This window comes from Pseudomonas sp. PB105 (assembly GCF_009764655.1).
Classification (GTDB): Bacteria; Pseudomonadota; Gammaproteobacteria; order Pseudomonadales; family Pseudomonadaceae; genus Aquipseudomonas; species Aquipseudomonas cyclaminis.
In genome coordinates this window covers 1-21,662 of sequence record NZ_RWIO01000041.1, presented here as the reverse complement: position 1 = coordinate 21,662, position 21,662 = coordinate 1, and the positions used below count along the sequence as shown (strand labels likewise).

Annotated in this window: 21 protein-coding genes; 14 read left to right on the top strand and 7 right to left on the bottom strand. The window is 60.1% G+C overall.

Annotated elements, in window-relative coordinates:
- Positions 1-57 precede the first annotated feature (57 nt).
- From EJD88_RS10465 to flgA, 4 genes are all read right to left on the bottom strand, one after another.
- The gene (locus tag EJD88_RS10465; RefSeq protein ID WP_158877906.1) at positions 58-807 is read right to left on the bottom strand and encodes a flagellar brake protein; all 750 of its coding nucleotides are present in this window, start codon (positions 805-807) and stop codon (positions 58-60) included.
- A gap of 96 nt (positions 808-903) precedes the next feature.
- The gene (locus EJD88_RS10460) at positions 904-1,374 is read right to left on the bottom strand and encodes a flagella synthesis protein FlgN (RefSeq protein ID WP_099587194.1); all 471 of its coding nucleotides are present in this window, start codon (positions 1,372-1,374) and stop codon (positions 904-906) included.
- Positions 1,375-1,422: 48 nt separating this feature from the next.
- A complete protein-coding gene (gene flgM / locus EJD88_RS10455; RefSeq protein ID WP_099587193.1) occupies positions 1,423-1,740 on the bottom strand; it encodes a flagellar biosynthesis anti-sigma factor FlgM in 318 nt (105 codons plus the stop codon).
- Between the two features lie 140 nt (positions 1,741-1,880).
- Positions 1,881-2,645, bottom strand: a complete 765-nt coding sequence (gene flgA, locus EJD88_RS10450) for a flagellar basal body P-ring formation chaperone FlgA (protein ID WP_099587192.1) — start codon at positions 2,643-2,645, stop codon at positions 1,881-1,883.
- 80 nt (positions 2,646-2,725) lie between these two features.
- On the opposite strand from flgA, the gene EJD88_RS10445 reads away from it, so the two are divergent.
- The 6 genes from EJD88_RS10445 to flgE all read left to right on the top strand — a co-directional run bounded on the left by EJD88_RS10445 (position 2,726) and on the right by flgE (position 7,691).
- On the top strand, positions 2,726-3,658 hold the full coding sequence (locus EJD88_RS10445) for a chemotaxis protein CheV (protein WP_099587191.1): 933 nt from the start codon (positions 2,726-2,728) through the stop codon (positions 3,656-3,658).
- 45 nt (positions 3,659-3,703) lie between these two features.
- Complete coding sequence (cheR, locus tag EJD88_RS10440) at positions 3,704-4,531, top strand: protein-glutamate O-methyltransferase CheR (RefSeq protein ID WP_032886774.1); 828 nt, start codon at positions 3,704-3,706, stop codon at positions 4,529-4,531.
- Between the two features lie 233 nt (positions 4,532-4,764).
- Positions 4,765-5,172, top strand: a complete 408-nt coding sequence (gene flgB / locus EJD88_RS10435; RefSeq protein ID WP_017529461.1) for a flagellar basal body rod protein FlgB — start codon at positions 4,765-4,767, stop codon at positions 5,170-5,172.
- Positions 5,173-5,175: 3 nt separating this feature from the next.
- Positions 5,176-5,619, top strand: coding sequence for a flagellar basal body rod protein FlgC (gene flgC / locus EJD88_RS10430; protein ID WP_003175632.1), 444 nt, complete (start codon positions 5,176-5,178; stop codon positions 5,617-5,619).
- A 16-nt stretch (positions 5,620-5,635) separates the two neighbouring features.
- Positions 5,636-6,355: a flagellar hook assembly protein FlgD gene (flgD, locus tag EJD88_RS10425; protein ID WP_099587189.1), complete on the top strand. Its 720-nt coding sequence runs from the start codon at positions 5,636-5,638 to the stop codon at positions 6,353-6,355.
- A gap of 31 nt (positions 6,356-6,386) precedes the next feature.
- Positions 6,387-7,691, top strand: coding sequence for a flagellar hook protein FlgE (gene flgE, locus EJD88_RS10420; protein WP_099587188.1), 1,305 nt, complete (start codon positions 6,387-6,389; stop codon positions 7,689-7,691).
- A 147-nt stretch (positions 7,692-7,838) separates the two neighbouring features.
- Here the strand turns inward: flgE and EJD88_RS10415 are convergent, their stop codons facing one another.
- Positions 7,839-10,733 carry a ribonucleoside-diphosphate reductase subunit alpha gene (locus EJD88_RS10415; RefSeq protein ID WP_099587187.1) on the bottom strand — a complete coding sequence of 965 codons (2,895 nt, stop codon included), beginning with the start codon at positions 10,731-10,733 and terminating at the stop codon, positions 7,839-7,841.
- Positions 10,734-11,447: 714 nt separating this feature from the next.
- Between EJD88_RS10415 and EJD88_RS10410 the strand changes: the two genes are divergently transcribed.
- Together EJD88_RS10410 and EJD88_RS10405 are read left to right on the top strand one after the other, a co-directional pair.
- Positions 11,448-12,173 (top strand): response regulator, encoded by a 726-nt coding sequence (locus EJD88_RS10410; protein ID WP_158877905.1) that lies wholly within the window; start codon positions 11,448-11,450, stop codon positions 12,171-12,173.
- Positions 12,170-13,780 carry an ATP-binding protein gene (locus EJD88_RS10405; protein WP_158877904.1) on the top strand — a complete coding sequence of 537 codons (1,611 nt, stop codon included), beginning with the start codon at positions 12,170-12,172 and terminating at the stop codon, positions 13,778-13,780. Before EJD88_RS10410 ends, EJD88_RS10405 begins: the two co-directional genes overlap by 4 nt.
- 17 nt (positions 13,781-13,797) lie before the next feature.
- Here EJD88_RS10405 and EJD88_RS10400 read toward each other — a convergent pair whose 3' ends face one another.
- Entirely contained in the window at positions 13,798-14,514 is a 717-nt protein-coding gene (locus tag EJD88_RS10400) for a 4'-phosphopantetheinyl transferase (RefSeq protein WP_158877903.1), read from the bottom strand.
- Between the two features lie 125 nt (positions 14,515-14,639).
- Here EJD88_RS10400 and EJD88_RS10395 point away from each other — a divergent pair, with 125 nt between their 5' ends.
- The 3 genes from EJD88_RS10395 to EJD88_RS10385 are packed head-to-tail and all read left to right on the top strand — an operon-like array spanning position 14,640 to position 16,987.
- Complete coding sequence (locus tag EJD88_RS10395; protein WP_158877902.1) at positions 14,640-14,948, top strand: hypothetical protein; 309 nt, start codon at positions 14,640-14,642, stop codon at positions 14,946-14,948.
- Between the two features lie 18 nt (positions 14,949-14,966).
- Positions 14,967-15,644: a response regulator gene (locus EJD88_RS10390; protein WP_017138377.1), complete on the top strand. Its 678-nt coding sequence runs from the start codon at positions 14,967-14,969 to the stop codon at positions 15,642-15,644.
- Positions 15,641-16,987, top strand: coding sequence for an ATP-binding protein (locus tag EJD88_RS10385; RefSeq protein ID WP_112196507.1), 1,347 nt, complete (start codon positions 15,641-15,643; stop codon positions 16,985-16,987). Before EJD88_RS10390 ends, EJD88_RS10385 begins: the two co-directional genes overlap by 4 nt.
- Positions 16,988-17,155: 168 nt before the next feature.
- On the opposite strand, the gene EJD88_RS10380 is transcribed toward EJD88_RS10385, so the two are convergent.
- A complete protein-coding gene (locus tag EJD88_RS10380; RefSeq protein ID WP_099587181.1) occupies positions 17,156-18,154 on the bottom strand; it encodes an AraC family transcriptional regulator in 999 nt (332 codons plus the stop codon).
- A 339-nt stretch (positions 18,155-18,493) separates the two neighbouring features.
- On the opposite strand from EJD88_RS10380, the gene EJD88_RS10375 reads away from it, so the two are divergent.
- From EJD88_RS10375 to EJD88_RS10365, 3 genes are all read left to right on the top strand, one after another.
- On the top strand, positions 18,494-19,825 hold the full coding sequence (locus tag EJD88_RS10375) for a dicarboxylate/amino acid:cation symporter (RefSeq protein ID WP_099587180.1): 1,332 nt from the start codon (positions 18,494-18,496) through the stop codon (positions 19,823-19,825).
- Between the two features lie 145 nt (positions 19,826-19,970).
- A complete protein-coding gene (locus EJD88_RS10370; protein ID WP_158877901.1) occupies positions 19,971-20,957 on the top strand; it encodes an XdhC family protein in 987 nt (328 codons plus the stop codon).
- On the top strand, positions 20,954-21,532 hold the full coding sequence (locus tag EJD88_RS10365; protein ID WP_158877900.1) for an NTP transferase domain-containing protein: 579 nt from the start codon (positions 20,954-20,956) through the stop codon (positions 21,530-21,532). The genes EJD88_RS10370 and EJD88_RS10365 overlap by 4 nt, the downstream gene beginning before the upstream one ends.
- The last annotated feature ends 130 nt before the right edge of the window (positions 21,533-21,662 follow it).

The window sequence follows — 21,662 nt, the reverse complement described above, 5'->3', positions numbered from 1 at the left end:
AAAAACGGGCAGATCCCCAAAGGATCTGCCCGTTTTTTTTGCCGCGATCTTCAAGGATTAAAAATCGTCGTCCTTGTCGAAGCGTCGCGCTTCACGTTGCAATTGGTATACAAAGCGCTCGACCTGACGCTGCACCAGGCCGCTCATGTTGTGGAAGCGCACACCGGCGAAGGTGGTGTTGATCTTGTCTTCGAAGTGCAGGTACCGCAGTTCGACCGAGGTCGTCATGCTGCCAAACGGCAGGGCGGCGATAAAGCGGTCGTAGACCTGGCCCAGTTGCAACCGCTCGGAGATGTCGCCTTCAAAGCGCAGTTTGCAGCCGGTGGCGGAGATATCCAGCAATTTGCCGTTGACCGGCGCCTTGAGTTTTTCGCCGCCGAGTTCGATGTTCACCAATTGCGCCAGCTTCAGCGCGGCGCGGAAGGCGTTGCGGCGCTGATGGTAGACCACCTCGTCCGGCAGGCTGCCGGTGTAGATACGGTGGCCATCTTTTTCGCTGATGGTCAGGCTGCCGCTGCTTTCCCAGGCGACGCGCACGCCGTCGTGGAAGCCTTCGATACGAAAGGGTTCACCGTTTTCGAGGTAGCGTTCGCCATCACGGGGGATCATTTCGTCCAGCGCCAGCGTGTTGCTGTCGCGGTTGACGTCCACCAGATAGCTCTGGAAGCGCTGGCTGCGCTCGTGGAAGGTGATGATCAGCGGGTCATGGCTGTCTTGCAGCATCCGCAAGGTGCCGGCGATTTCCAGAGGCGTGGTGAGGACCTTCGGTGGCTGCGGGGCATCTTCCGCATTAAGGGCGTTGAACACGGTTCTTCCATCTCCAGACAAAATACGACTACACGCAAGAACCGGCATTTTGCCAGCATGTGGCGCGCCTTGGATAGGGCGCACGGTAAACCGGCGTCAGGCTTGGCTGCGGGTGCTTGGCTTGACCAGGCGCGAGGTGGAACCTTGGGCGTTATACAGTGCCGGCGGCTCGCCGCCGTGGAGTATACGCAACTGGTTGGCGGTCGTGGCTTGCTGAAGCTGGATCGATTGACCGTTAAGCAGGTTGGCTTCCTGGCACTGGGCGAGCACTTGATTGAGTTCTTTGCTCTGGCTCAGTAACTGATCGCCGACCGAAGAGTGGCTGGCCAACTGCGCCAGGCCATCGTGGTCTGCCGGCAAGCCAAGGCTGATCAGGATCTGGCTGCGTTTTTTGCCGTGCTGTTCCAGCAGGACAATCAACGACTGCTTGCGCGCCAGAATTTCTTCCAGCAGCGGCATATCCCGGCCGTAAAGGGCCAGTGATTCTTCTTTTAGCAGCTCCAGCAATTGTTGCGTCGGCGCTAGATCATCAATGATCAGTTGCAGCAAATGTTCGTCGTGATGCATGGCTGGCCTTGGGTTTTAAGCGTCCAAAAGCCCTGCGCAGGCCTTTGCCTAGCGCTCGGCTTCGAAATTAAGCAGCTTGCTGGCTACACGGTTGCTGTCGACTTTATAGCTGCCATCGGCGATTGCCTGTTTCAATTCGGCCACACGGGCTTTATTGACCACCGGTTGATCGCGCAGCGAGTCAGTGACCTTCTGCAACTGTTGAGCCTCATTGCTCAGGTGTACGGATTCCCCGCTCTGGCTGGCCTGTTCTGCCTTGGCGGGCAGTGGCGGGGCCTTGGCTTCTACGCTTTCCTTGGTGCCGGTGGTACGCGTAGTGCCTGACGTTGCCGGGGTGTTATTTAAACGACTGAAATCGATGACCATGATAAAAAACCTCTGGGTATTTGGACGCTTGCCATGTTTTCGGCCATACCCGGATAAACTTTAGACGCAAATGACAATAAATCTGCGTATGGGCTACCTCCTGCACAGTGTAGGAAAACCCGGCGTCCTGTACCAGTCATCTATAGAGCGACCTCGACTTGCCCTGGGGCTGTTACCCGCGCCTTGATCACGCGGTTGGAGTTGAGGTTCTTGACGCGAATCTGTTCACTCATGCCGCCATTGGACAGCGCTTCACCGGGCATTTTCACGTTCAGCGTACCGCTGCTGGCGGAAATCACCACCTGGTCGCCCTTGCGAATTACCTCGGCCTGCTCCAGATGCACCAGCGTGATGACCTGGTCGGTGACCACTGGTCGGGTTAATTTTTGCCCGACGGCCTGGTCCACAGACGTCAGGTAGCCCTGGCTGATCAGGCTGATGTCGCGTTCGCGCAGTACAACGTCCTCAAAACCGATGATGCCGGTGCGTTTGAGCGGCCGGGCCACTACCACTACATCGCGGAACAGCTTGACCTGAGCCGGCACAAACACCGTCCAGGGCGAGGCGCCGTCGCAGCGCACCCGCACCGTTACGCGGCCGATGGGCTGGGCGGGGCTTTCCAGGGTGGCTGTCAATTCCTTGTCGCACATGGGCATGCGCAGCCGTGGGTCCAACTGGTTGACCTGGATTTCATAACGCCCCGGTGTCTGGGTGGTTGCCAGATAATCTTCTACAGTGAACTCAAGAAAGCCCTGAGTGACGCCGATAAGTAGATCAGGCAAGGTGACGTTATCTGCGCGGGCCGTGGTGTTCAGGCTCAACGCAAGCAGCGCCACCAAGGCGCAGAGCAATCTGCGGTACTGTGGGAATCGAAGGCGTCGGGAAACTGTCGTTTTAATATCCATGGCCAATAAATAGCAAAGCTCGTGCCGTTTAGTGTTGGGTGCGCGTCGCACCTTCAAGGTTTTAGCGTAGGAGTCTGGGCATGGCAGGAGTAATGGATTCAGTAAACCAGCGCACACAGCTGGTAGGGCAGAATCGCCTGGAGTTGTTGCTTTTTCGCCTGGATGGCAAGCAGCTGTATGGCATCAACGTGTTCAAGGTGCGGGAAGTGCTGCAATGTCCCAAGCTGACGATCATGCCCAAGTCCAGCCCCGTGGTGTGTGGCGTGGCCAACATCCGTGGCGCGACCATCCCGATTCTTGACCTGGCCCTGGCCACCGGTTCGGCTGGCCTGCAGGACCGCGAAAACCCGTTCGTGATCATCACCGAGTACAACACCAAGACCCAGGGTTTCCTGGTGCGCTCGGTGGAGCGCATCGTCAACATGAACTGGGAAGAGATTCATCCGCCGCCCAAGGGCACCGGCCGCGACCACTACCTCACGGCAGTGACGCGGGTCGATAACCAATTGGTGGAAATCATCGACGTGGAGAAGATCCTCGCCGAAGTGGCGCCGACCTCGGAATCGATTTCCGTGGGTGTGGTGGATGCCGAAACGGCGCACAAGGCAGTCTCGCTGCGTGTGCTGACGGTGGATGACTCCTCGGTGGCGCGCAAGCAGGTGACCCGTTGCCTGCAAACCGTCGGCGTGGAAGTGGTGGCGCTCAATGATGGCCGCCAGGCGCTGGATTACCTGCGCAAGCTGGTAGATGAAGGCAAGAAACCGGAAGAAGAATTCTTGATGATGATCTCCGACATCGAGATGCCGGAAATGGACGGCTACACCCTCACGGCTGAGATACGCAGCGATCCACGCATGCAAAAATTGCATATCATCCTGCATACTTCGTTGTCGGGCGTATTCAACCAGGCGATGGTCAAGAAGGTCGGTGCCGATGACTTCCTGGCCAAATTCCGTCCTGATGACCTGGCATCCCGGGTAGTCGCCCGGATCAAGGCAGCAGATCATAGCTAAGGGCTTTTTTCCCCTGGCGATCACACGATTTTAGAGGCGGTATCAGTGTCTACGGGTAATTTGGATTTTGAACAGTTCCGGGTCTTCCTGGAAAAAGCCTGTGGCATATTGCTCGGTGAAAACAAGCAATACCTGGTATCCAGCCGTCTTAATAAACTGATGGAGCAGCAGGGCATCAAGTCCCTGGGCGAGTTGGTTCAACGGATCCAGGGGCAGCCGCGCAGTGGCCTCAAAGAGATGGTGGTCGATGCCATGACCACCAACGAAACCTTGTGGTTTCGTGATACCTACCCCTTTGAAGTGCTCAAGAGCAAAGTGCTGCCGGAGGCCATCAAGGCCAGCCCGGGCCAGCGCTTGCGCATCTGGTCGGCGGCCTGCTCTTCGGGGCAGGAACCGTATTCGATCTCGATGTCCATCGATGAGTTCGAGCGGACCAACATGGGCCAGTTGAAGGCCGGGGCGCAGATTGTTGCCACTGACCTGTCCGGCACCATGCTCACCAACTGCAAGACCGGCGAGTACGACAGCCTGGCCTTGGGCCGTGGTTTGTCCCAGGAGCGCCTGCAACGTTACTTCGACCCCAAAGGGGCAGGACGTTGGGCGATCAAGGCGCCGATCAAGAGCCGCGTGGAGTTCCGTTCGTTCAACCTGCTCGACAGCTACGCCAGCCTGGGCAAGTTCGACATGGTGTTCTGCCGCAACGTACTGATCTACTTCTCGGCAGAAGTGAAGAAAGACATCCTGTTGCGCATCCACGGCACCCTCAAGCGTGGCGGTTACTTGTTCCTCGGTGCTTCCGAGGCGCTGAACGGCCTGCCGGATCACTTCCAGATGGTGCAGTGCAGCCCGGGGATCATCTACCAGGCCAAATAAAAATGTGGGAGGGGGCAAACCCCCTCCCACATTTGTTTCTGCGGCAAAGTTGATGAAAGCGGCAACTCCCCATTGCCGCTTTACTGGCGCCACGCGGAAACCCGTTGCCGCTTTTCTGGCATTGCCGCCGGCAACCTCCTCGCAAACCCTTGATTCATGGGCTTTTCAGAAACTGGCATGCGCCTTGCTATAACCCAGTTAACGAACAGCAGGTCAGCCTAAAGGTTTCCGCCATGAGCATCAGCTTCGATAAAGCGCTCGGTATCCACGAACAAGCCCTGGGCTTCCGCGCCCAGCGTGCTGAAGTCCTGGCCAATAACATTGCCAACGCCGACACCCCGAACTACAAGGCTCGGGATCTGGACTTCTCCGCCGTGCTCGCCGCACAGCAGGACAAGACCAAGAACGGCACCTTCGCCTTGAACATGACCAACAACCGTCATATCGAAGCGCAAGGCCTGAGCAGTGGTGACGAGTCGTTGCTGTATCGCACGCCGATGCAGCCGTCGATCGACCAGAACACCGTCGACGCCCAGCTGGAGCAATCGGCGTATGCCGAGAACTCGGTGAACTTCCAGGCCAGCTTTACCCTGCTCAACAGCAAATTCAAAGGGCTGATGTCAGCCCTGCGTGGAGAGTAAGCCATGTCCCTGTCCAGTGTTTTCAATATTGCCGGTAGCGGCATGAGCGCCCAGACCACGCGGCTCAACACCGTCGCCAGTAACATCGCCAACGCCGAGACCGTGTCGTCGAGCATTGACCAGACGTACCGTGCCCGTCACCCGGTGTTTGCCACCATGTTCCAGGCCGGTCAGAACGGCGGCAGCGACTCGCTGTTCCAGGAGCAGGACGCAGCCGGCAAAGGCGTGCAGGTGCTTGGCGTGGTCGAAGACCAGAGCAACCTCGAAGCCCGCTACGAGCCTAACCACCCGGCGGCGAACGAAAAAGGCTACGTGTACTACCCGAACGTCAACGTGGTCGAGGAAATGGCCGACATGATTTCCGCCAGCCGCTCGTTCCAGACCAACGCGGAAATGATGAACACCGCCAAAACCATGATGCAGAAGGTCCTGACCCTGGGTCAGTGATAAGGGGCGCCAAATAATGGCCATCGTTGATACGACTACTAATTCAGCAGTCCAGGACCTTTTCAATTCCAAGGTCAGCACTGCAACAAACAATGTCGCAAGCACGGCTTCTGCGGCCACCGGCAATCAGTCGTTGGGCAAGGACGCATTCTTGCAACTGCTGGTCACCCAACTGAAAAACCAGGACCCGCTGTCGCCTCAGGACAACGGTGCATTCGTGGCCCAGTTGGCTCAGTTCAGCAGCCTGGAAGGCATCAACACCCTGAACGACTCGGTGAATGCAATCTCCAGCAACTTCAGCTCTTCGCAGGCGCTGCAAGCTTCGTCGCTGGTAGGGCGTTCGATCATCACCCAGACCGACAAGGCCCTGGTGGATACGAGCAAGAGCATGAACGGTTCGGTGGCGGTGACTGCTGCCACCGGCAACGTCGCCATCAAGATCACCGACAAAGACGGCAACGTGGTGCGCACCATCGACATGGGCGCCCAGAGCGCCGGCACCTCGGACTTTATCTGGGATGGCAAGAACGACGCGGGTGAGGTGGCTCCAGCGGGCACCTACACCTTCGCGGCCACGACCAAGAACGACAAGGGCGATTCAGTGGCCCTGGCCACTTCGCTGCCTGCAACAGTGACCAGCGTTACATTGAGCAAGACCGGCGGCGAAATGCTGCTGAACCTTGCAGGCGGCATGGGCAGCGTCAAACTGTCGCAAATTCAGACTATCGGTACATAGAGCCGGCTAACTACGGCAGAGGGAGAGAAACATGTCTTTTAATATCGGCCTTAGCGGCCTCTATGCGGCCAACAAACAATTGGACGTGACCGGCAACAACATCGCCAACGTCGCGACCACTGGCTTCAAGTCGTCCCGTGCGGAATTCGCCGACATCTACGCCGCGTCCAAACTGGGCACCGGGCAGAACAGCATCGGCAACGGCGTGAACCTGGCGGCGGTGTCCCAGCAGTTCACCCAGGGTGACGTCAACGGCAGCGGCGGCGTGCTGGACATGGCGATCCAGGGCGGCGGCTTCTTCGTGCAGAAGGGCAGCGACGGTTCCCTGGAATACACCCGTAGCGGTGCGTTCCGCGCCGACAAAGACGGCTACATCACCAACAACACCGGCACCTCGCGCCTGCAAGGTTACGCGGCGGATGATGACGGCAAGATCATCAAGGGCGGCTTGACCGACCTGCAACTGAACTTGTCTTACCTGCCGCCGAAGGCGTCCACCAAAGTGGACTCCACCAGTAACCTGAACTCGTCGGAGCCGGTGATCAACCAGACTACCAAGCCGTTCAACCCTGCCGACACCACCACGTTTACCACTCAGTACAGCACCACCTTGTACGACTCCCAGGGCAACTCCCACGCCATGGTGCAGTACATGGTGAAAACCGACGCCAACGAGTGGAACGCCTACACGTTGATCGACGGCCGTAACCTGGATGGTTCCAAGCCGACAACGACCGGTACCACTGCTCCTGTGCCGTCGACCATTACCTTTGATGGCGCGGGTAAGCTCAAGGACGTTGTGACCGGCGGCGTGAGCAGCAAGACCTTGACACTCACTGGCTGGGTTCCAGGGTCGGTGACCGATGGCACTTGGACGCCGAACGACGCGACTGCCGGTCCTATTGCCGTGAACATGGGCAATATCACCCAGTACAACTCGGCCAGCTACCGCAACCCGCCGACCACTGACGGTTACGCTACCGGCCAGATCACCGGCCTGAAAATCGACGGCAACGGTGTACTGTTCGCCACGTTCAGCAACCAGCAGAGCAAGGCCATCGGCCAGATCTCCCTGGCCAGCTTCAACAACGAACAGGGCCTGCAACCGGCAGGCGGCACTACCTGGAGAGAGACCTTCTCCTCGGGCCAGCCGGGTTACGACACCCCGCAAGCCGGCACCCTGGGTTCGATCGTGGCCAACTCCCTGGAGAACTCCAACGTTAACCTGACCAACGAGCTGGTGGACCTGATCAAGGCCCAGAGCAACTACCAGGCGAACGCCAAGACTATCTCCACCCAGAGCACCATCATGCAGACCATCATTCAGATGACGTGATGCGGTAACGCTCCACAAAAAAGCCCCTCGCAAGAGGGGCTTTTTTGTGGACGGTGGAAATGTATCTGGCAAAAAAAGCCCCCGATACACCGTAGGCATATCGAGGGCTTTTCAGCCTTGGGAAATCAGGCCCAAGGCGGATTCAGCTTATTGGCAAGCTTCGCAATCCGGCTCGTCAATCGCGCAGGCCTTTGGCACAGGTGCCGGGCCGGCTGGAGCAGCGAGTACCGAATCATCACCATGGTTGCCGCTGGACACAGCGTTCAGCTTACCGGTGTTGATGGTCGACTTCTCGGTGCTGGTCGCGGCCAGGGCACGGAGGTAGTAAGTGGTTTTCAGGCCACGGTACCAAGCCATGCGGTAGGTCACGTCCAGCTTCTTGCCCGAAGCGCCGGCGATGTACAGGTTCAGGGACTGAGCCTGGTCGATCCACTTCTGACGACGGCTGGCGGCGTCAACGATCCACTTGGTGTCCACTTCGAAGGCAGTCGCGTAGAGCTCTTTGAGTTCTTGCGGGATGCGCTCGATCTGCTGCACGGAACCGTCGTAGTACTTCAGGTCGTTGATCATGACCGAGTCCCACAGGCCGCGGGCCTTGAGGTCGCGAACCAGGTACGGGTTGATCACGGTGAATTCGCCCGACAGGTTCGATTTCACATACAGGTTCTGGTAAGTCGGTTCGATCGACTGCGATACGCCAGTGATGTTGGCGATGGTGGCGGTCGGCGCGATGGCCATGATGTTGGAGTTACGAATGCCTTTCTGCACACGGGCACGTACCGGCGCCCAGTCCAGGGATTCTTCCAGGTCAACATCGATGTACTTCTGGCCACGTTGCTCGATCAGGATCTGTTGCGAATCCAGCGGCAGGATGCCTTTGGACCACAGCGAACCCTGGAACGTCTCGTAGGCGCCGCGCTCGTCGGCCAGGTCGCAGGAAGCCTGGATCGCGTAGTAGCTGACCGCTTCCATGGACTTGTCGGCGAACTCGACCGCTGCATCCGAACCGTAAGGAATGTGCTGCAGGTACAGCGCATCCTGGAAGCCCATGATGCCCAGGCCGACCGGACGGTGCTTGAAGTTGGAGTTCTGCGCCTGTGGCACCGAGTAGTAGTTGATGTCGATTACGTTATCGAGCATGCGTACTGCGGTGTTGACGGTGCGTTCCAGCTTGGCGGTGTCCAGCTTGCCGTTGACGATGTGGTTCGGCAGGTTGATCGAGCCCAGGTTGCAAACGGCGATCTCGTCCTTGTTGGTGTTCAAGGTGATCTCGGTGCACAGGTTCGAGCTGTGAACCACGCCCACGTGCTGCTGCGGGCTGCGCAGGTTGCATGGATCCTTGAAGGTCAGCCAAGGGTGGCCGGTTTCGAACAGCATGGACAGCATCTTGCGCCACAGGTCTTTGGCCTGGATGGTCTTGAACAGCTTGATCTTGCCTGGGTACTGGGACAGGGCTTCGTAGTACTCGTAACGCTCTTCGAAAGCCTTGCCGGTCAGGTCGTGCAGGTCCGGCACTTCGGATGGCGAGAACAGGGTCCATGGGCCGTCATCGAAGACACGCTTCATGAACAGGTCCGGGATCCAGTTGGCGGTGTTCATGTCGTGGGTGCGACGGCGGTCATCACCGGTGTTCTTGCGCAGCTCGATGAACTCTTCGATGTCCATGTGCCAGGTTTCCAGGTACGCACACACAGCGCCTTTGCGCTTGCCGCCCTGGTTGACCGCTACGGCGGTGTCGTTCACGACTTTGAGGAACGGCACGACGCCTTGCGACTTGCCGTTGGTGCCCTTGATGTACGAACCCAAGGCACGCACCGGAGTCCAGTCGTTGCCCAGGCCGCCAGCGAATTTGGACAGCATGGCGTTGTCGTGGATTGCGTGGTAGATGCCCGACAGGTCATCCGGCACGGTGGTCAGGTAGCAGCTCGACAGCTGTGGACGCAGGGTACCGGCGTTGAACAGGGTCGGCGTCGACGACATGTAGTCGAAGGACGACAGCAGGTTGTAGAACTCGATCGCACGGTCTTCTTTGTGCTTCTCTTCGATCGCCAGGCCCATGGCCACGCGCATGAAGAACACTTGCGGCAGTTCGAAGCGGATCCCGTCCTTGTGGATGAAGTAACGGTCGTACAGGGTTTGCAGGCCCAGGTACGTGAACTGCTGGTCACGCTCGTGGTTGATCGCCTTGCCGAGTTTTTCCAGGTCGAAGGTGGCCAGGATCGGGTTCAGCAATTCGAATTCGATACCCTTGGCGATGTAGGCAGGCAGGGCCTTGGCGTACAGGTCAGCCATCTCGTGGTGGGTGGCGCTGTCAGCCACGCCCAGGAAGCCCAGGCCTTCGGCACGCAGGGTGTCCATCAGCAGGCGCGCGGTCACGAACGAGTAGTTCGGCTCACGTTCAACCAGGGTACGGGCGGTCATCACCAGGGCGGTGTTGACGTCGGTCAGGGCCACGCCGTCGTACAGGTTCTTCAGGGTTTCGCGCTGGATCAGGTCACCATCGACTTCTTCCAGGCCTTCGCAGGCCTCGGTGATGATGGTGTTCAGGCGGCCCAGGTCCAGCGGTGCAAACGAACCGTCGGCCAGGGTGATGCGGATCGACGGGTGCGCTTGCACGGCGGCTTCTTCGGCCGGGGTGCGCACGGCACGTTCCTTGGAGCGGGCGTCGCGGTAGATCACGTAGTCGCGTGCGACTTTCTGCTCGCCGGCACGCATCAGGGCCAGTTCGACCTGGTCCTGGATTTCTTCGATGTGGATCGTGCCGCCCGATGGCATGCGACGCTTGAAGGTCGCGGTGACTTGTTCGGTCAGGCGGGCAACGGTGTCGTGGATGCGCGACGAAGCGGCAGCGGTGCCGCCTTCAACTGCAAGAAACGCTTTGGTGATGGCGACGGTGATTTTGTCATCGGTGTAAGGAACGACAGTGCCGTTACGCTTGATCACGCGCAGTTGGCCAGGTGCAGTGGCGGACAGATCCATATTCGAATCTGCTGCCTGCGGCACGGAGCCCTGCGGGTTCTCGCGAGTTGTGTCGGTTTGCATGGGGGGTTGTCTCCACATTCTGTATTTATTTGGGCACCATCAAGGTGCCCACCGTTCCGTCCTGAAGCATTTACAACAGGCCTGGGCCTGGCATAACAACTTCGGGACAGGAGGAAGGGGGCTGTTCGCGCCGCTTCCATGCCGAAGTCTTCGGTTCGGGGCTTGAATGCCCCTGGCCGTATTCCTGATGGGTGACAGTTGCCAGCTTCCAGCACTGCAACACCCGTACCGTTTTCCGCTGTTGGAGCTTGAAAACGGCTGCCATCCGCTTGAGCGGTTTGGGCTTTCAAAAAATGCTTGGGTTCGACCAAACAGGAGCAAGAAAGGGCTTGAGTTTCTTGTCTGATTTGTGTTGGGTCTTTTCGCTCAAAACCCTACATGTAGGGTTTTTTTAGCGCCGAGGTACAAGATAATGCGTTTTGGGGGGCTTAGCAACGCACTGCCTGTGGATAACGCTGTGGGTAAAATGTGTATGAAACGTAGAACACCCGTGTAGGCCGCAGTGCTGCTGGATTCGGCCGTTTGTCACTGAATATTCCAAGTTAAAAACAGCCGGTTGGATTTTTGAGGGCGCGAACCCTATCACAAAAAAACGCGATCACCGAATGGATTTACCGGCTTGTGTTTGAGGGTTGGGGCATGGCTACAATCGACCTTCAATAGAGGCAGTAGTGTGCTTCCCGTACATGACAATAATTAGAATCGAGGTAGCGCATGGAGCAAGAAGCCTGGCAAATCCTGATCGTCGAGGATGACGAGCGATTGGCTGAACTGACCCGTGAGTACCTGGAAAGCAACGGCCTGCGCGTGGCGGTCGAAGGCGACGGAGCCCTGGCCGCCGCACGGATCATCGCCGAGCAACCCGACCTGGTAATCCTCGACCTGATGTTGCCCGGCGAAGATGGCCTGAGCATCTGCCGCAAGGTACGCGAGCGCTACGATGGGGTGATCCTGATGCTCACCGCCCGCACCGACGACATGGACCAGGTGCTGGGCCTGGACATGGGCGCCGATGACTACGTGTGCAAGCCCGTGCGCCCGCGCCTGTTGCTGGCGCGCATCCAGGCGCTGCTGCGGCGCAGCGAGCCGGCCGAACCCGCCACTGTGGAAAACCAGCGGCGCCTGCAATTCGGCCCATTGGTAGTAGACAACGCCCTGCGCGAAGCCTGGCTGCACGACGGCAGTATCGAACTGACCAGCGCCGAATTCGACCTGCTGTGGCTGCTGGTGGCGAATGCCGGACGCATCTTGTCCCGCGAAGAAATCTTTATCGCCCTGCGCGGCATCGGCTATGACGGCCAGGACCGCTCCATCGATGTGCGCATCTCACGCATCCGCCCGAAAATCGGCGACGATCCGATCCATCCGCGCCTGATCAAGACCATTCGCAGCAAAGGCTACCTGTTCGTTCCCGAAGCCTGCGCCGACGTGCCGCTGTGAACTCGATCTTCCTGCGCATCTATGGCGGCATGTGCGCGGCGCTGATCCTGGTGGCGCTGCTGGGCGTGCTGGCTCTGCACCTGCTTAACGAGGTGCGCAGTGGTCAGTACCGCGAGCGCCTGGCCCACGGCACCTTCGCCCTGATGGGCGACAACCTGCAGCCTATGAGCGCCATCGAACGCCAACGCGCCCTGGCAGTGTGGGAGCGTTTGCTGGGCATCCCCCTGGAGCTGCGCAGCCTCACCGACGCGCAGTTGGACCTCAGCCAGCGCAACCGCCTGCAACGCGGCCAGGTACTGGTCGAGCAGACTGGGCCCCATGCCGCCCGGGTGCTGCGCCTGGTCAGCGATAAAGAGCAATGGGTGCTGACGGGTGAGGTGCAGCAGATCAGCGAACAACTGGCCCGTGCGACTATTTACCTGCTGGCCGACGAATTGGTGCGCTTCCCCGTGGCCGAGCAGCCGCAACGGTTGGCGGATATAAAGCAAGCCAAGGGCTTTGGCTTTGAAATGCACCTGATGACCCTCGATCAGGCCGACATGGACGACGACCAGCGCCGTCGTGTGTCGGAGGGTGACACGGTGATGGCCCTGGGCAAGGGCGGCGACTCGATCCGCGTGTTCTCCGGCATCGTTGGCACGCCCTGGGTACTGGAACTTGGCCCGCTGTATCAAATGAACCCGTATCCGGTGCAATGGCTGGTCCTTATCGCCTTGATCGGCCTGACCCTGATCGGCCTCATCGTCTATTTATTGGTACGCCAGCTTGAGCGCCGGCTCCGTGGCCTGGAAGCCGCGGCGACACGCATCGCCAAGGGCAACCTGGAAGTGCGCGTGCCCGCCCGGGGCGCGGACTCGGTGGGCCGCCTCGCCGCCGCCTTCAATGGCATGGCCGAGCACTTGCAGCAATTGCTGGCGATCCAGCGCGAGCTCGTGCGTGCGGTGTCCCACGAACTGCGCACACCGGTGGCGCGCCTGCGCTTCGGCCTGGAGATGATCGGCGATGCTGCCACACCCGAGGCCCGGCGCAAGTACCTGGAAGGCATGGACGGCGATATCCAGGACCTTGATGGCCTGGTGGATGAAATGCTCACCTACGCACGGCTCGAACAGGGCGCGCCGCAGCTGACTTTTCAGCGGGTCGACCTTAATGCGTTGCTGGATCAGGTGATTGGCGAATTATCGCCACTGCGTGCGCAGGTGGCGGTGGCGCGGGGAATCTGCTTGTCATCGGCCCATTGGGACGACGCCTGGGTCGACGCCGAGCCCCGCTATTTGCACCGCGCCCTGCAAAACCTGGTGAGCAACGCAATGCGCCATGCCAAGGGCCAGGTGCTGATCAGTTATCAGGTGGGGCAGGTGCGCTGTCGCATCGATGTGGAGGACGACGGCCCTGGTGTGCCGGAAAGTGCATGGGAGCGTATCTTTACGCCGTTCCTGCGACTGGACGACAGCCGCACCCGCGCTTCCGGCGGCCATGGCCTGGGCTTGTCGATTGTGCGACGGATCATCTATTGGCACGGCGGGCGGGCGCTGATCAGCAAGAGCAACAACCTGGGCGGGGCGTGCTTCAGCCTGAGTTGGCCGAGGGATCAGGACAAAACCTGACACCCGATAGCGATCGATCAGGCACCAACGGCCACCAGGCTCAACAACTGCCCGTCATCCACCGCAAACTGCCCAGTCAGCTCCTTGCCGTGGCACCACTCGCTGGACAGGTCAGTCAGCAGCCGCAAGCGCACATGGCCGGCCTCGGTCCATTCAACCACCTCGGCATGCTCAAAATAGAAGCGCTTCTGCACAATCGGGTAGAGCGCCTTGAACAGGCTTTCCTTGACCGAAAACGTCAGCGTCACCAGCAACGCAATCTGCTCTCGCGGCACGTTGGCCATACGTTGCAGCTCATCAGCCGTCAGAATTTCCCCGGCCAGCCGCTCCGCCCGTTCCAGCGTCAGTACATTTTCCAGGTCCATTCCCAGCCCGCGCCATTGCGCCTTGTACCCGACAACCGCCGCAGCATGCCCGGTGCTGTGGGTGATGGAGCCACTGATGTGTCCAGGCCAGACCGGTGCACGGTCTTCGCCGATGGCCGGGACGCATTCAAGTTGGTCAAGCTGTTGCAAGGCTGCGCGGGCGCACAGGCGACCGGCCAGGAACTCGGCCTGGCGCTTGGCCACCGAGCGCTGGATGCTCGCCGGTGGCGGCACGGCGCAGTGCTGGAAATCACCCGCCGCCAACAACGCCGGGTCGAAGCGGGTGCCGATGAACACCGTGCCCGGTAAAGGTTCGGGCAGCGGCCAGTGGTCGTTGAGTGGGGTGCAGCAAGCAGGTAGACGGTTCATGGGCGGTAGTTTGCCGAGTTGACGCGCCAGAGGATAGCCCGCAGCGGTGTGCCGCCTGTTCAGGGGGAGTTCAGGGGCGTTTGCGTAGGCTGGTTCCAACAGCCAAACGCGTATGAGGTAACACCATGACTGCGATCAAAAAGCTGATGTTGGCGTTGACCATGCTTAGTGCCACCGCCGGGGTCCAGGCCTCTGATGGTGACTTTGCCGCATTCGGTCGCGAGAAAACCAAGAAAACCAGCACCTTGATTCAACGCGTCAGCTTTGATGACGCAAGCAGTCAGCCTACGCCTTGGGGCCAGTCACTGGGCGTTACTGCACCACAGCCGGCGTACCGCACCGGTTATGCGCACCTGAGCGGCCGGTTCAATGGCATTAAACTGCGCCCGCAAGACCTGCAGGGCCGCTATGATGTCCCCCTGTCGGACAGTTGATTTGCTTTGGAGAGCCTTATGAAATTGCTGGTGGTGGAAGATGAGGCGCTGCTGCGTCATCACCTGTTTACCCGCCTGACCGACAGCGGCCACGTGGTCGAGGCTGTGGCCAATGCCGAAGAGGCGCTGTACCAGACCGGTCAATTCAACCATGACCTGGCGATCATCGACCTCGGCTTGCCCGGCATGGGCGGCCTGGACCTGATCCGCCAACTGCGCAGCCAGGCCAAGACGTTTCCGATCCTGATCCTCACCGCGCGCGGCAACTGGCAGGACAAGGTCGAAGGCCTGGCCGCCGGCGCCGACGACTACGTGGTCAAACCGTTTCAGTTCGAAGAGCTGGAGGCGCGCATGAACGCCTTGCTGCGTCGCTCCAGCGGGTTCACCCAGTCGACCATCGTTGCCGGGCCCTTGCTGCTGGACCTCAACCGCAAGCAAGCGTCCCTCGACGAACAGCCGCTGGCGCTGACTGCCTACGAATACCGCATCCTTGAATACTTGATGCGCCATCACCAGCAAGTCGTCGCCAAAGATCGCTTGATGGAGCAGCTCTACCCGGATGACGACGAGCGCGATCCAAACGTCATTGAAGTCTTGGTCGGTCGCCTGCGCCGCAAGCTGGAAGGCCCGGCCGGGTTCAAGCCGATCGACACCGTGCGTGGCCTGGGCTACCTGTTCAATGAGCGCTGCCGTTGATCCGCTCGTTACGCGTGCGCTTGATGCTGGCGGCCGCGACCTTGGCCGTGTTGTTTATGCTCGGCCTGCTACCGGCCATGCAGGGCGCATTCAGCCTGGCGTTGCAGGATTCCATCGAGCAGCGCCTGGCGTCGGACGTGACGACGCTGATCTCCGCCGCGCGGGTCGAAAATAATCGCCTGATGATGCCGGCGCAGTTGCCGGACGAACGTTTCAACCTCACCGACAGCCGCTTGCTCGGCTATATCTACGACCGCGAAGGCCACCTGGTGTGGCGCTCGCGGGCGACTCGGGAAGAAAACATCAATTACAAGCCGCGCTATGACGGACGCGGCAATGAGTTTGCGCGGATTCGCGAGGCGGACGGCCAGGAGTTCTTCGTCTACGACGTGGAAGTCAAACTGCTCGGCGGCAAGAGCGCGGCGTTCAGTATCGTTGCCCTGCAACCGGTGCGTGAATATCAGTTGACCCTCGAAGGCCTGCGCGAAAACCTCTACCTGGGCTTCGGTGCCGCCTTGCTGGTGCTGCTCACATTATTGTGGCTGGGCCTGACCTGGGGTTTGCAAGCCCTGCGGCGCTTGAGCCAAGAGCTTGACCAGATCGAAGGCGGCACCCGCGAAAGCCTGTCCGAACAACACCCGCGCGAACTGCTGCGCCTCACCGGTTCCCTTAACCGCTTGCTGCACAGCGAGCGTGAACAACGGGCGCGGTACCGCGATTCCCTTGATGACCTGGCCCACAGCTTGAAAACGCCGCTCGCGGTGTTGCAAGGCGTGAGCGAAGACATGGCCAAGCGCCCCGAAGACCGCGACCAGGCCTGGGTGCTGCAATCGCAGATCGAGCGTATGAGCCAGCAGATCAGCTACCAGTTGCAGCGCGCCAGCCTGCGCAAAAGCGGCCTGGTACGCCATCAGGTGCGCCTGGAACCGGTGCTGCAAAGCCTGTGCGATACGCTGGGCAAGGTCTACCGCGACAAGGGCGTCAGGGTGTCCTTTGAGTTGCCGCACGCCTGCGACGTACCGATCGAGAAGGGCGCCCTGCTCGAATTGCTCGGCAACCTGCTGGAAAACGCCTATCGACTGTGCCTGAGCGAAGTGCGCGTCAGCCTGACGGAGAATCTCGAAGGCATCGAGTTGTGCATCGAAGATGATGGGCCAGGCGTGCCGCCCGACCAGCGTGCGCGGATTCTGCAACGGGGCGAGCGGCTGGACCGCCAGCATCCGGGGCAGGGGATTGGGTTGGCGGTGGTCAAGGACATCATCGAAAGCTACGGCGCGCGGCTGACCTTGGGGGATTCGCCGTTGGGTGGGGCGGCGTTCAAGATCCATTTTCCGGCAGTGTAGTCTGTAGTGCCTGGGCTGGCTCTATCGGGGGCAAGTCGAATCGTCGCACCGCCCCTCCCACCTTTGACTGTGTTCACAAAGTTTGATGTGTGAATAAATTCAAAATGTGGGAGGGGCGGTGCGACGATTCGACTTGCCCCCGATGAGGCCCTCACACACAACACACCCCTAACTCTCCTGCGCGCGATAGGCCCCCGGCGTCAGCCCCGTCCACTTCTTGAACGCCCGATGAAACGCCGACGGCTCGGAAAACCCCAACTGCTCGGCAATCTCCTGCAACGACAAATCCGCCCGTCCCAGATGGTAGATGGCGATGTCCCGTCGCAACTCATCCTTGAGCGCCTGAAAGCTGGTGCCTTCTTCACGCAAATGCCGACGCAGGGTTTGCGGGCTGATGTGCAGGTGCTGCGCAACGGCTTCCAGGTCTGGCCAGGGCGTACGGTCGCGGCTCAGCAAGCGACGCAACTGGCTGCTCAAGCTGTCGCCTTCGTCCGGGCGTGACAGCAGGTCGGCGGGGGAGCGCTCCAGAAAGTGCTTGAGGGTGCGCTCGTCCTGTAACAGCGGCAGGCTCAGGTAGCGGGCGGGAAATACCAGGCTGCTGCTCGGTGCGCCAAACACCTGGGTGCAGGGAAACAGCAGGTCATATTCCCCGGCGTGGGCAGGCATCGGGTAGCTGAACGTGGCCTGGTGCAAGCGAATACGCTGGCCGATCAGCCAACTGCCCAGGCGATGCCAGATCACCAGCAGGCATTCGCTGAGGAAGTGATCCGGGTCCCAGAGTTGTGAGTCATCCAGGCTCAGTCGGGCCATTTCGCCTTCCCGCGTCAGCTGCCAGCGCGGGCCTTGCGGGAATAGGCTATAAAATAATAAGCCGCGTTCCAGAGCCTTCTCCAGGGTGCGGCAGTGGATCAACGCATGGCACATCATGGCGAAGGTGCCACGTTTGCTTGGACCGTCGGCAAAACCCAGGTACTCGTCGTCCAATGCCAACCAGAGCATTTGCAACAGCCGGGTAAATTGCTCCGGCGCCATTCGGGCGCGAGGTTCAGTCAGCAGCTCCGGGGTGATGCCCAGTTGTTGCAGCAGGGCCGAATAATCGTAACCGGCCCGACGCGCACCGCCGAGGGCGGCCCGGGCGTAGTGACTGGCGATGGTACGTTCACGCATGCGGGGCCCTCGTCCATGGAATGGCGGATGGTAGTCAGCACCCGGCAGGGCGACAAGGCGGATATCCGCCAAATTGTAGGACGCGATTGGGCACAGTGGCGGAAACTCGCCAACGGATCTGGCGCTTGGGAGGGCGCCTGAAAACCCTCAGCCCTTATGCCTGAAGGCGTTTGGCGTTTTTCGGCAAAGTGGCACGACGTTTGCGATAAGGATTACAGCGCAGGCCTGAACCTACAGGCTTCGCAAACAACAAATCCCTCCAGTGCAGGAGGGTTCGCAATTCAAGTGTCGTGGGCAATGGCGGATATTTGCCACACGGGACGATTGAGGAATTTTGCAATGACGACTCGTCAGCCAATCTACAAATCCCTGTATTTCCAGGTGATCGTTGCAATCGTTATCGGTATTTTGCTCGGTCACTTCTACCCGCAGACCGGTGTGGCCCTCAAGCCGCTGGGTGACGGGTTTATCAAACTGATCAAAATGGTCATCGCCCCGATCATCTTCTGCACCGTTGTCAGCGGCATCGCTGGCATGCAAAGCATGAAATCGGTCGGCAAAACCGGCGGCTACGCGCTGCTGTACTTCGAAATTGTTTCCACCGTTGCCCTGCTGATCGGCCTGATCGTGGTGAACGTTGTGCAACCGGGCGCCGGCATGCACATCGACGTCGCGACCCTGGACGCTTCCAAAGTCGCGGCCTACGTGACCGCCGGTAAAGACCAGAGCATCGTCGGCTTTATCCTCAACGTGATTCCGAACACCATCGTCGGCGCCTTCGCCAACGGCGATATCCTGCAAGTGCTGATGTTCTCGGTGATCTTCGGTTTCGCCCTGCATCGCCTGGGTGCCTACGGCAAGCCGGTGCTGGACTTCATCGATCGCTTCGCCCACGTGATGTTCAACATCATCAACATGATCATGAAGCTCGCGCCAATCGGTGCCCTGGGCGCCATGGCGTTCACCATCGGTGCCTACGGCGTAGGTTCCCTGGTGCAGTTGGGCCAACTGATGATCTGCTTCTACATCACGTGCCTGCTGTTCGTGCTGGTGGTGCTGGGTGGTATCTGCCGCGCTCACGGTTTCAGCGTGATCAAGTTGATCCGCTACATCCGTGAAGAGCTGCTGATCGTGCTGGGTACTTCCTCCTCGGAATCCGCGCTGCCACGCATGCTGATCAAGATGGAGCGTCTGGGTGCGAAGAAATCCGTAGTGGGCCTGGTCATCCCGACTGGCTACTCCTTCAACCTCGACGGTACTTCGATCTACCTGACCATGGCTGCCGTGTTCATCGCCCAGGCGACTGACACCCACATGGACATCACCCACCAGATCACCCTGCTGCTGGTGCTGCTGCTGTCCTCCAAAGGCGCTGCTGGCGTGACCGGCTCGGGCTTCATCGTACTGGCTGCAACCCTGTCTGCCGTAGGCCACCTCCCGGTTGCCGGCCTGGCGCTGATCCTGGGTATCGACCGCTTCATGTCCGAAGCCCGCGCACTGACCAACCTGGTCGGTAACGCGGTTGCCACTATCGTTGTGGCCAAGTGGGTCAAGGAGCTGGACACCGACAAGCTGCAAAGCGAGCTGGCGTCCGGCGGTACCGGTATCTCGGAAACCCGCGAAATCGATGACCTGGGCGTGGCCGAAGGCCCGGCACCTGTCGTCAAGTAAGCCGCTGATGGCGTGAATCCACGCCAATAGCTATCCGCAAACGCCCCGACTGGTTCGGGGCGTTTGCGTTTCTGCCCGGCCACTTTTGAATCGGTTTGCTTTACAGTAAATGAATACTTCATCAACAACGCTGGCGGGAGACTGAATGGACAGTGTGGATTTGAATGTCCTGCGCAGCGTGCTCGAGTGGCGCCGCGCCGGGCAGCGAGTGGTGTTGTACAGCGTGGTCCAGACCTGGGGCAGTGCTCCGCGTCCACCGGGGGCGATGCTGGCCCTGAGGGGAGATGGGGTGGTGATTGGCTCGGTCTCCGGCGGTTGCATCGAGGATGATTTGATCGCCCGGCTGCAGGACGGCCGCTTGCCCGATGACGGCCCGCCGGTGCAGTTGGTGACCTACGGTGTCACCCGCGATGAGGCGGCGCGTTTTGGCTTGCCCTGTGGTGGTACGCTGCGCCTGACCGAAGAGCGGGTGGACGACTGGGGCTGGGTCGCGCAGTTGCTGGCGCGCTGCGAGGATCATCAGATTGTTGCGCGGGTGCTTGATCTGGCAACTGGCGAAGTGACACTTAGCGGCGCGAGCAAGACCGATGTGGTCACGTTCGACGGCGAACGCCTGCGCGCCATCTACGGCCCACGCTGGCGCCTGCTGCTGATTGGCGCCGGGCAGCTGTCGCGCTATGTGGCAGAAATGGCGCGCCTGCTGGATTTCGAAGTGCTGATCTGCGACCCACGCGAAGAGTTCGTGTACGGCTGGGAAGAGCAGCATGGCCGCTTTGTGCCGGGCATGCCCGATGAAGCGGTGCTGAATATCCAGACCGACGAACGCACGGCCATTGTCTGCCTCACCCACGACCCGCGCCTGGACGATATGGCGTTGCTGACGGCGTTGAATTCCAGTGCCTTCTATATCGGCGCGCTAGGTTCACGGGTCAATACCCAAAAGCGCCGCGAAAACCTCGCCGCGCTGGGTCTGTCGGCAGAGGCGATTGCCCGTTTGCATGGGCCGATTGGCTTGCATATCGGCAGTCACACGCCGGCGGAAATTGCGCTGTCGCTGCTGGCGGAAATTGTCGCGATCAAGAACGGCGTGGCGCCGATGCAGAAAAAACCGTTGCCGGCGGTGGCTGAGTGACCGTGACGGCTATTGTGCTGGCGGCGGGGCAGGGCAGCCGGTTCCGTGCCGAGACGGGTCAGGACAAACTCTTGGCACAATGTATCGGCCTGGACGGCGTGACGCGGCCAATGATCGAGCAGGTGCTGATGAATTTGCCGGCGAGTGTAGTGGATCGCTGGGTGGTGACCTCGCCGGGGCGTGTGGAGGTTATCCGCTTGGCCGAGGCTTATGGCTGTCAGGTCTTGCTGTTGCAATCAGCGGGGATGGGCGACAGCATCGCGGCTGCGGTTGCGGCCAGTGCATCAGCCGAGAGTTGGCTGGTGGTCTTGGGCGATATGCCGTTTATCCAGCCAGCGAGTATTGAGCAGGTGATTGGCGCGGTGTCGGCAGAGCGTATTAGTGTGCCGGTGCAGGTGGGGCAGTATGGGCATCCCGTCGCGTTTGGCCGGGCGTTCGGGCCGCACCTGATGGCGCTGACCGGTGATCGCGGTGCCAAGCTGTTGTTTGACCAGGCAGCGTTGCGGGAGGTGCAGGTGGAGGATCCAGGCGTGTTGTGGGATGTGGACGTGCCCGCGAAGTTGCAATATCGATAAATCGGCTGTCTAGTCCTGAAATAGGTTTACACCTGTTTGAGTCTCAAAACGCCTGATGCACCGCATCGGGCGTTTTGTATTTCAGGGATAAGTGCGGCCGCTCCCCGTTGTAGATCAGCACCGACTCATC

What these genes read in the sequence shown, in the direction of transcription:
- EJD88_RS10380 (WP_099587181.1), bottom strand. Translation starts at nt 18,154, where the DNA reads ATGCGTGAACGTACCATCGCCAGTCACTACGCCCGGGCCGCCCTCGGC.
- flgD (WP_099587189.1), top strand. Translation starts at nt 5,636, where the DNA reads ATGGCCATCGTTGATACGACTACTAATTCAGCAGTCCAGGACCTTTTC.
- EJD88_RS10390 (WP_017138377.1), top strand. Translation starts at nt 14,967, where the DNA reads ATGAAATTGCTGGTGGTGGAAGATGAGGCGCTGCTGCGTCATCACCTG.
- EJD88_RS10460 (WP_099587194.1), bottom strand. Translation starts at nt 1,374, where the DNA reads ATGCATCACGACGAACATTTGCTGCAACTGATCATTGATGATCTAGCG.
- flgE (WP_099587188.1), top strand. Translation starts at nt 6,387, where the DNA reads ATGTCTTTTAATATCGGCCTTAGCGGCCTCTATGCGGCCAACAAACAA.
- EJD88_RS10395 (WP_158877902.1), top strand. Translation starts at nt 14,640, where the DNA reads ATGACTGCGATCAAAAAGCTGATGTTGGCGTTGACCATGCTTAGTGCC.
- EJD88_RS10415 (WP_099587187.1), bottom strand. Translation starts at nt 10,733, where the DNA reads ATGCAAACCGACACAACTCGCGAGAACCCGCAGGGCTCCGTGCCGCAG.
- flgA (WP_099587192.1), bottom strand. Translation starts at nt 2,645, where the DNA reads ATGGATATTAAAACGACAGTTTCCCGACGCCTTCGATTCCCACAGTAC.
- flgB (WP_017529461.1), top strand. Translation starts at nt 4,765, where the DNA reads ATGAGCATCAGCTTCGATAAAGCGCTCGGTATCCACGAACAAGCCCTG.
- EJD88_RS10370 (WP_158877901.1), top strand. Translation starts at nt 19,971, where the DNA reads ATGGACAGTGTGGATTTGAATGTCCTGCGCAGCGTGCTCGAGTGGCGC.
- EJD88_RS10445 (WP_099587191.1), top strand. Translation starts at nt 2,726, where the DNA reads ATGGCAGGAGTAATGGATTCAGTAAACCAGCGCACACAGCTGGTAGGG.
- EJD88_RS10375 (WP_099587180.1), top strand. Translation starts at nt 18,494, where the DNA reads ATGACGACTCGTCAGCCAATCTACAAATCCCTGTATTTCCAGGTGATC.
- EJD88_RS10400 (WP_158877903.1), bottom strand. Translation starts at nt 14,514, where the DNA reads ATGAACCGTCTACCTGCTTGCTGCACCCCACTCAACGACCACTGGCCG.
- flgC (WP_003175632.1), top strand. Translation starts at nt 5,176, where the DNA reads ATGTCCCTGTCCAGTGTTTTCAATATTGCCGGTAGCGGCATGAGCGCC.
- flgM (WP_099587193.1), bottom strand. Translation starts at nt 1,740, where the DNA reads ATGGTCATCGATTTCAGTCGTTTAAATAACACCCCGGCAACGTCAGGC.
- EJD88_RS10410 (WP_158877905.1), top strand. Translation starts at nt 11,448, where the DNA reads ATGGAGCAAGAAGCCTGGCAAATCCTGATCGTCGAGGATGACGAGCGA.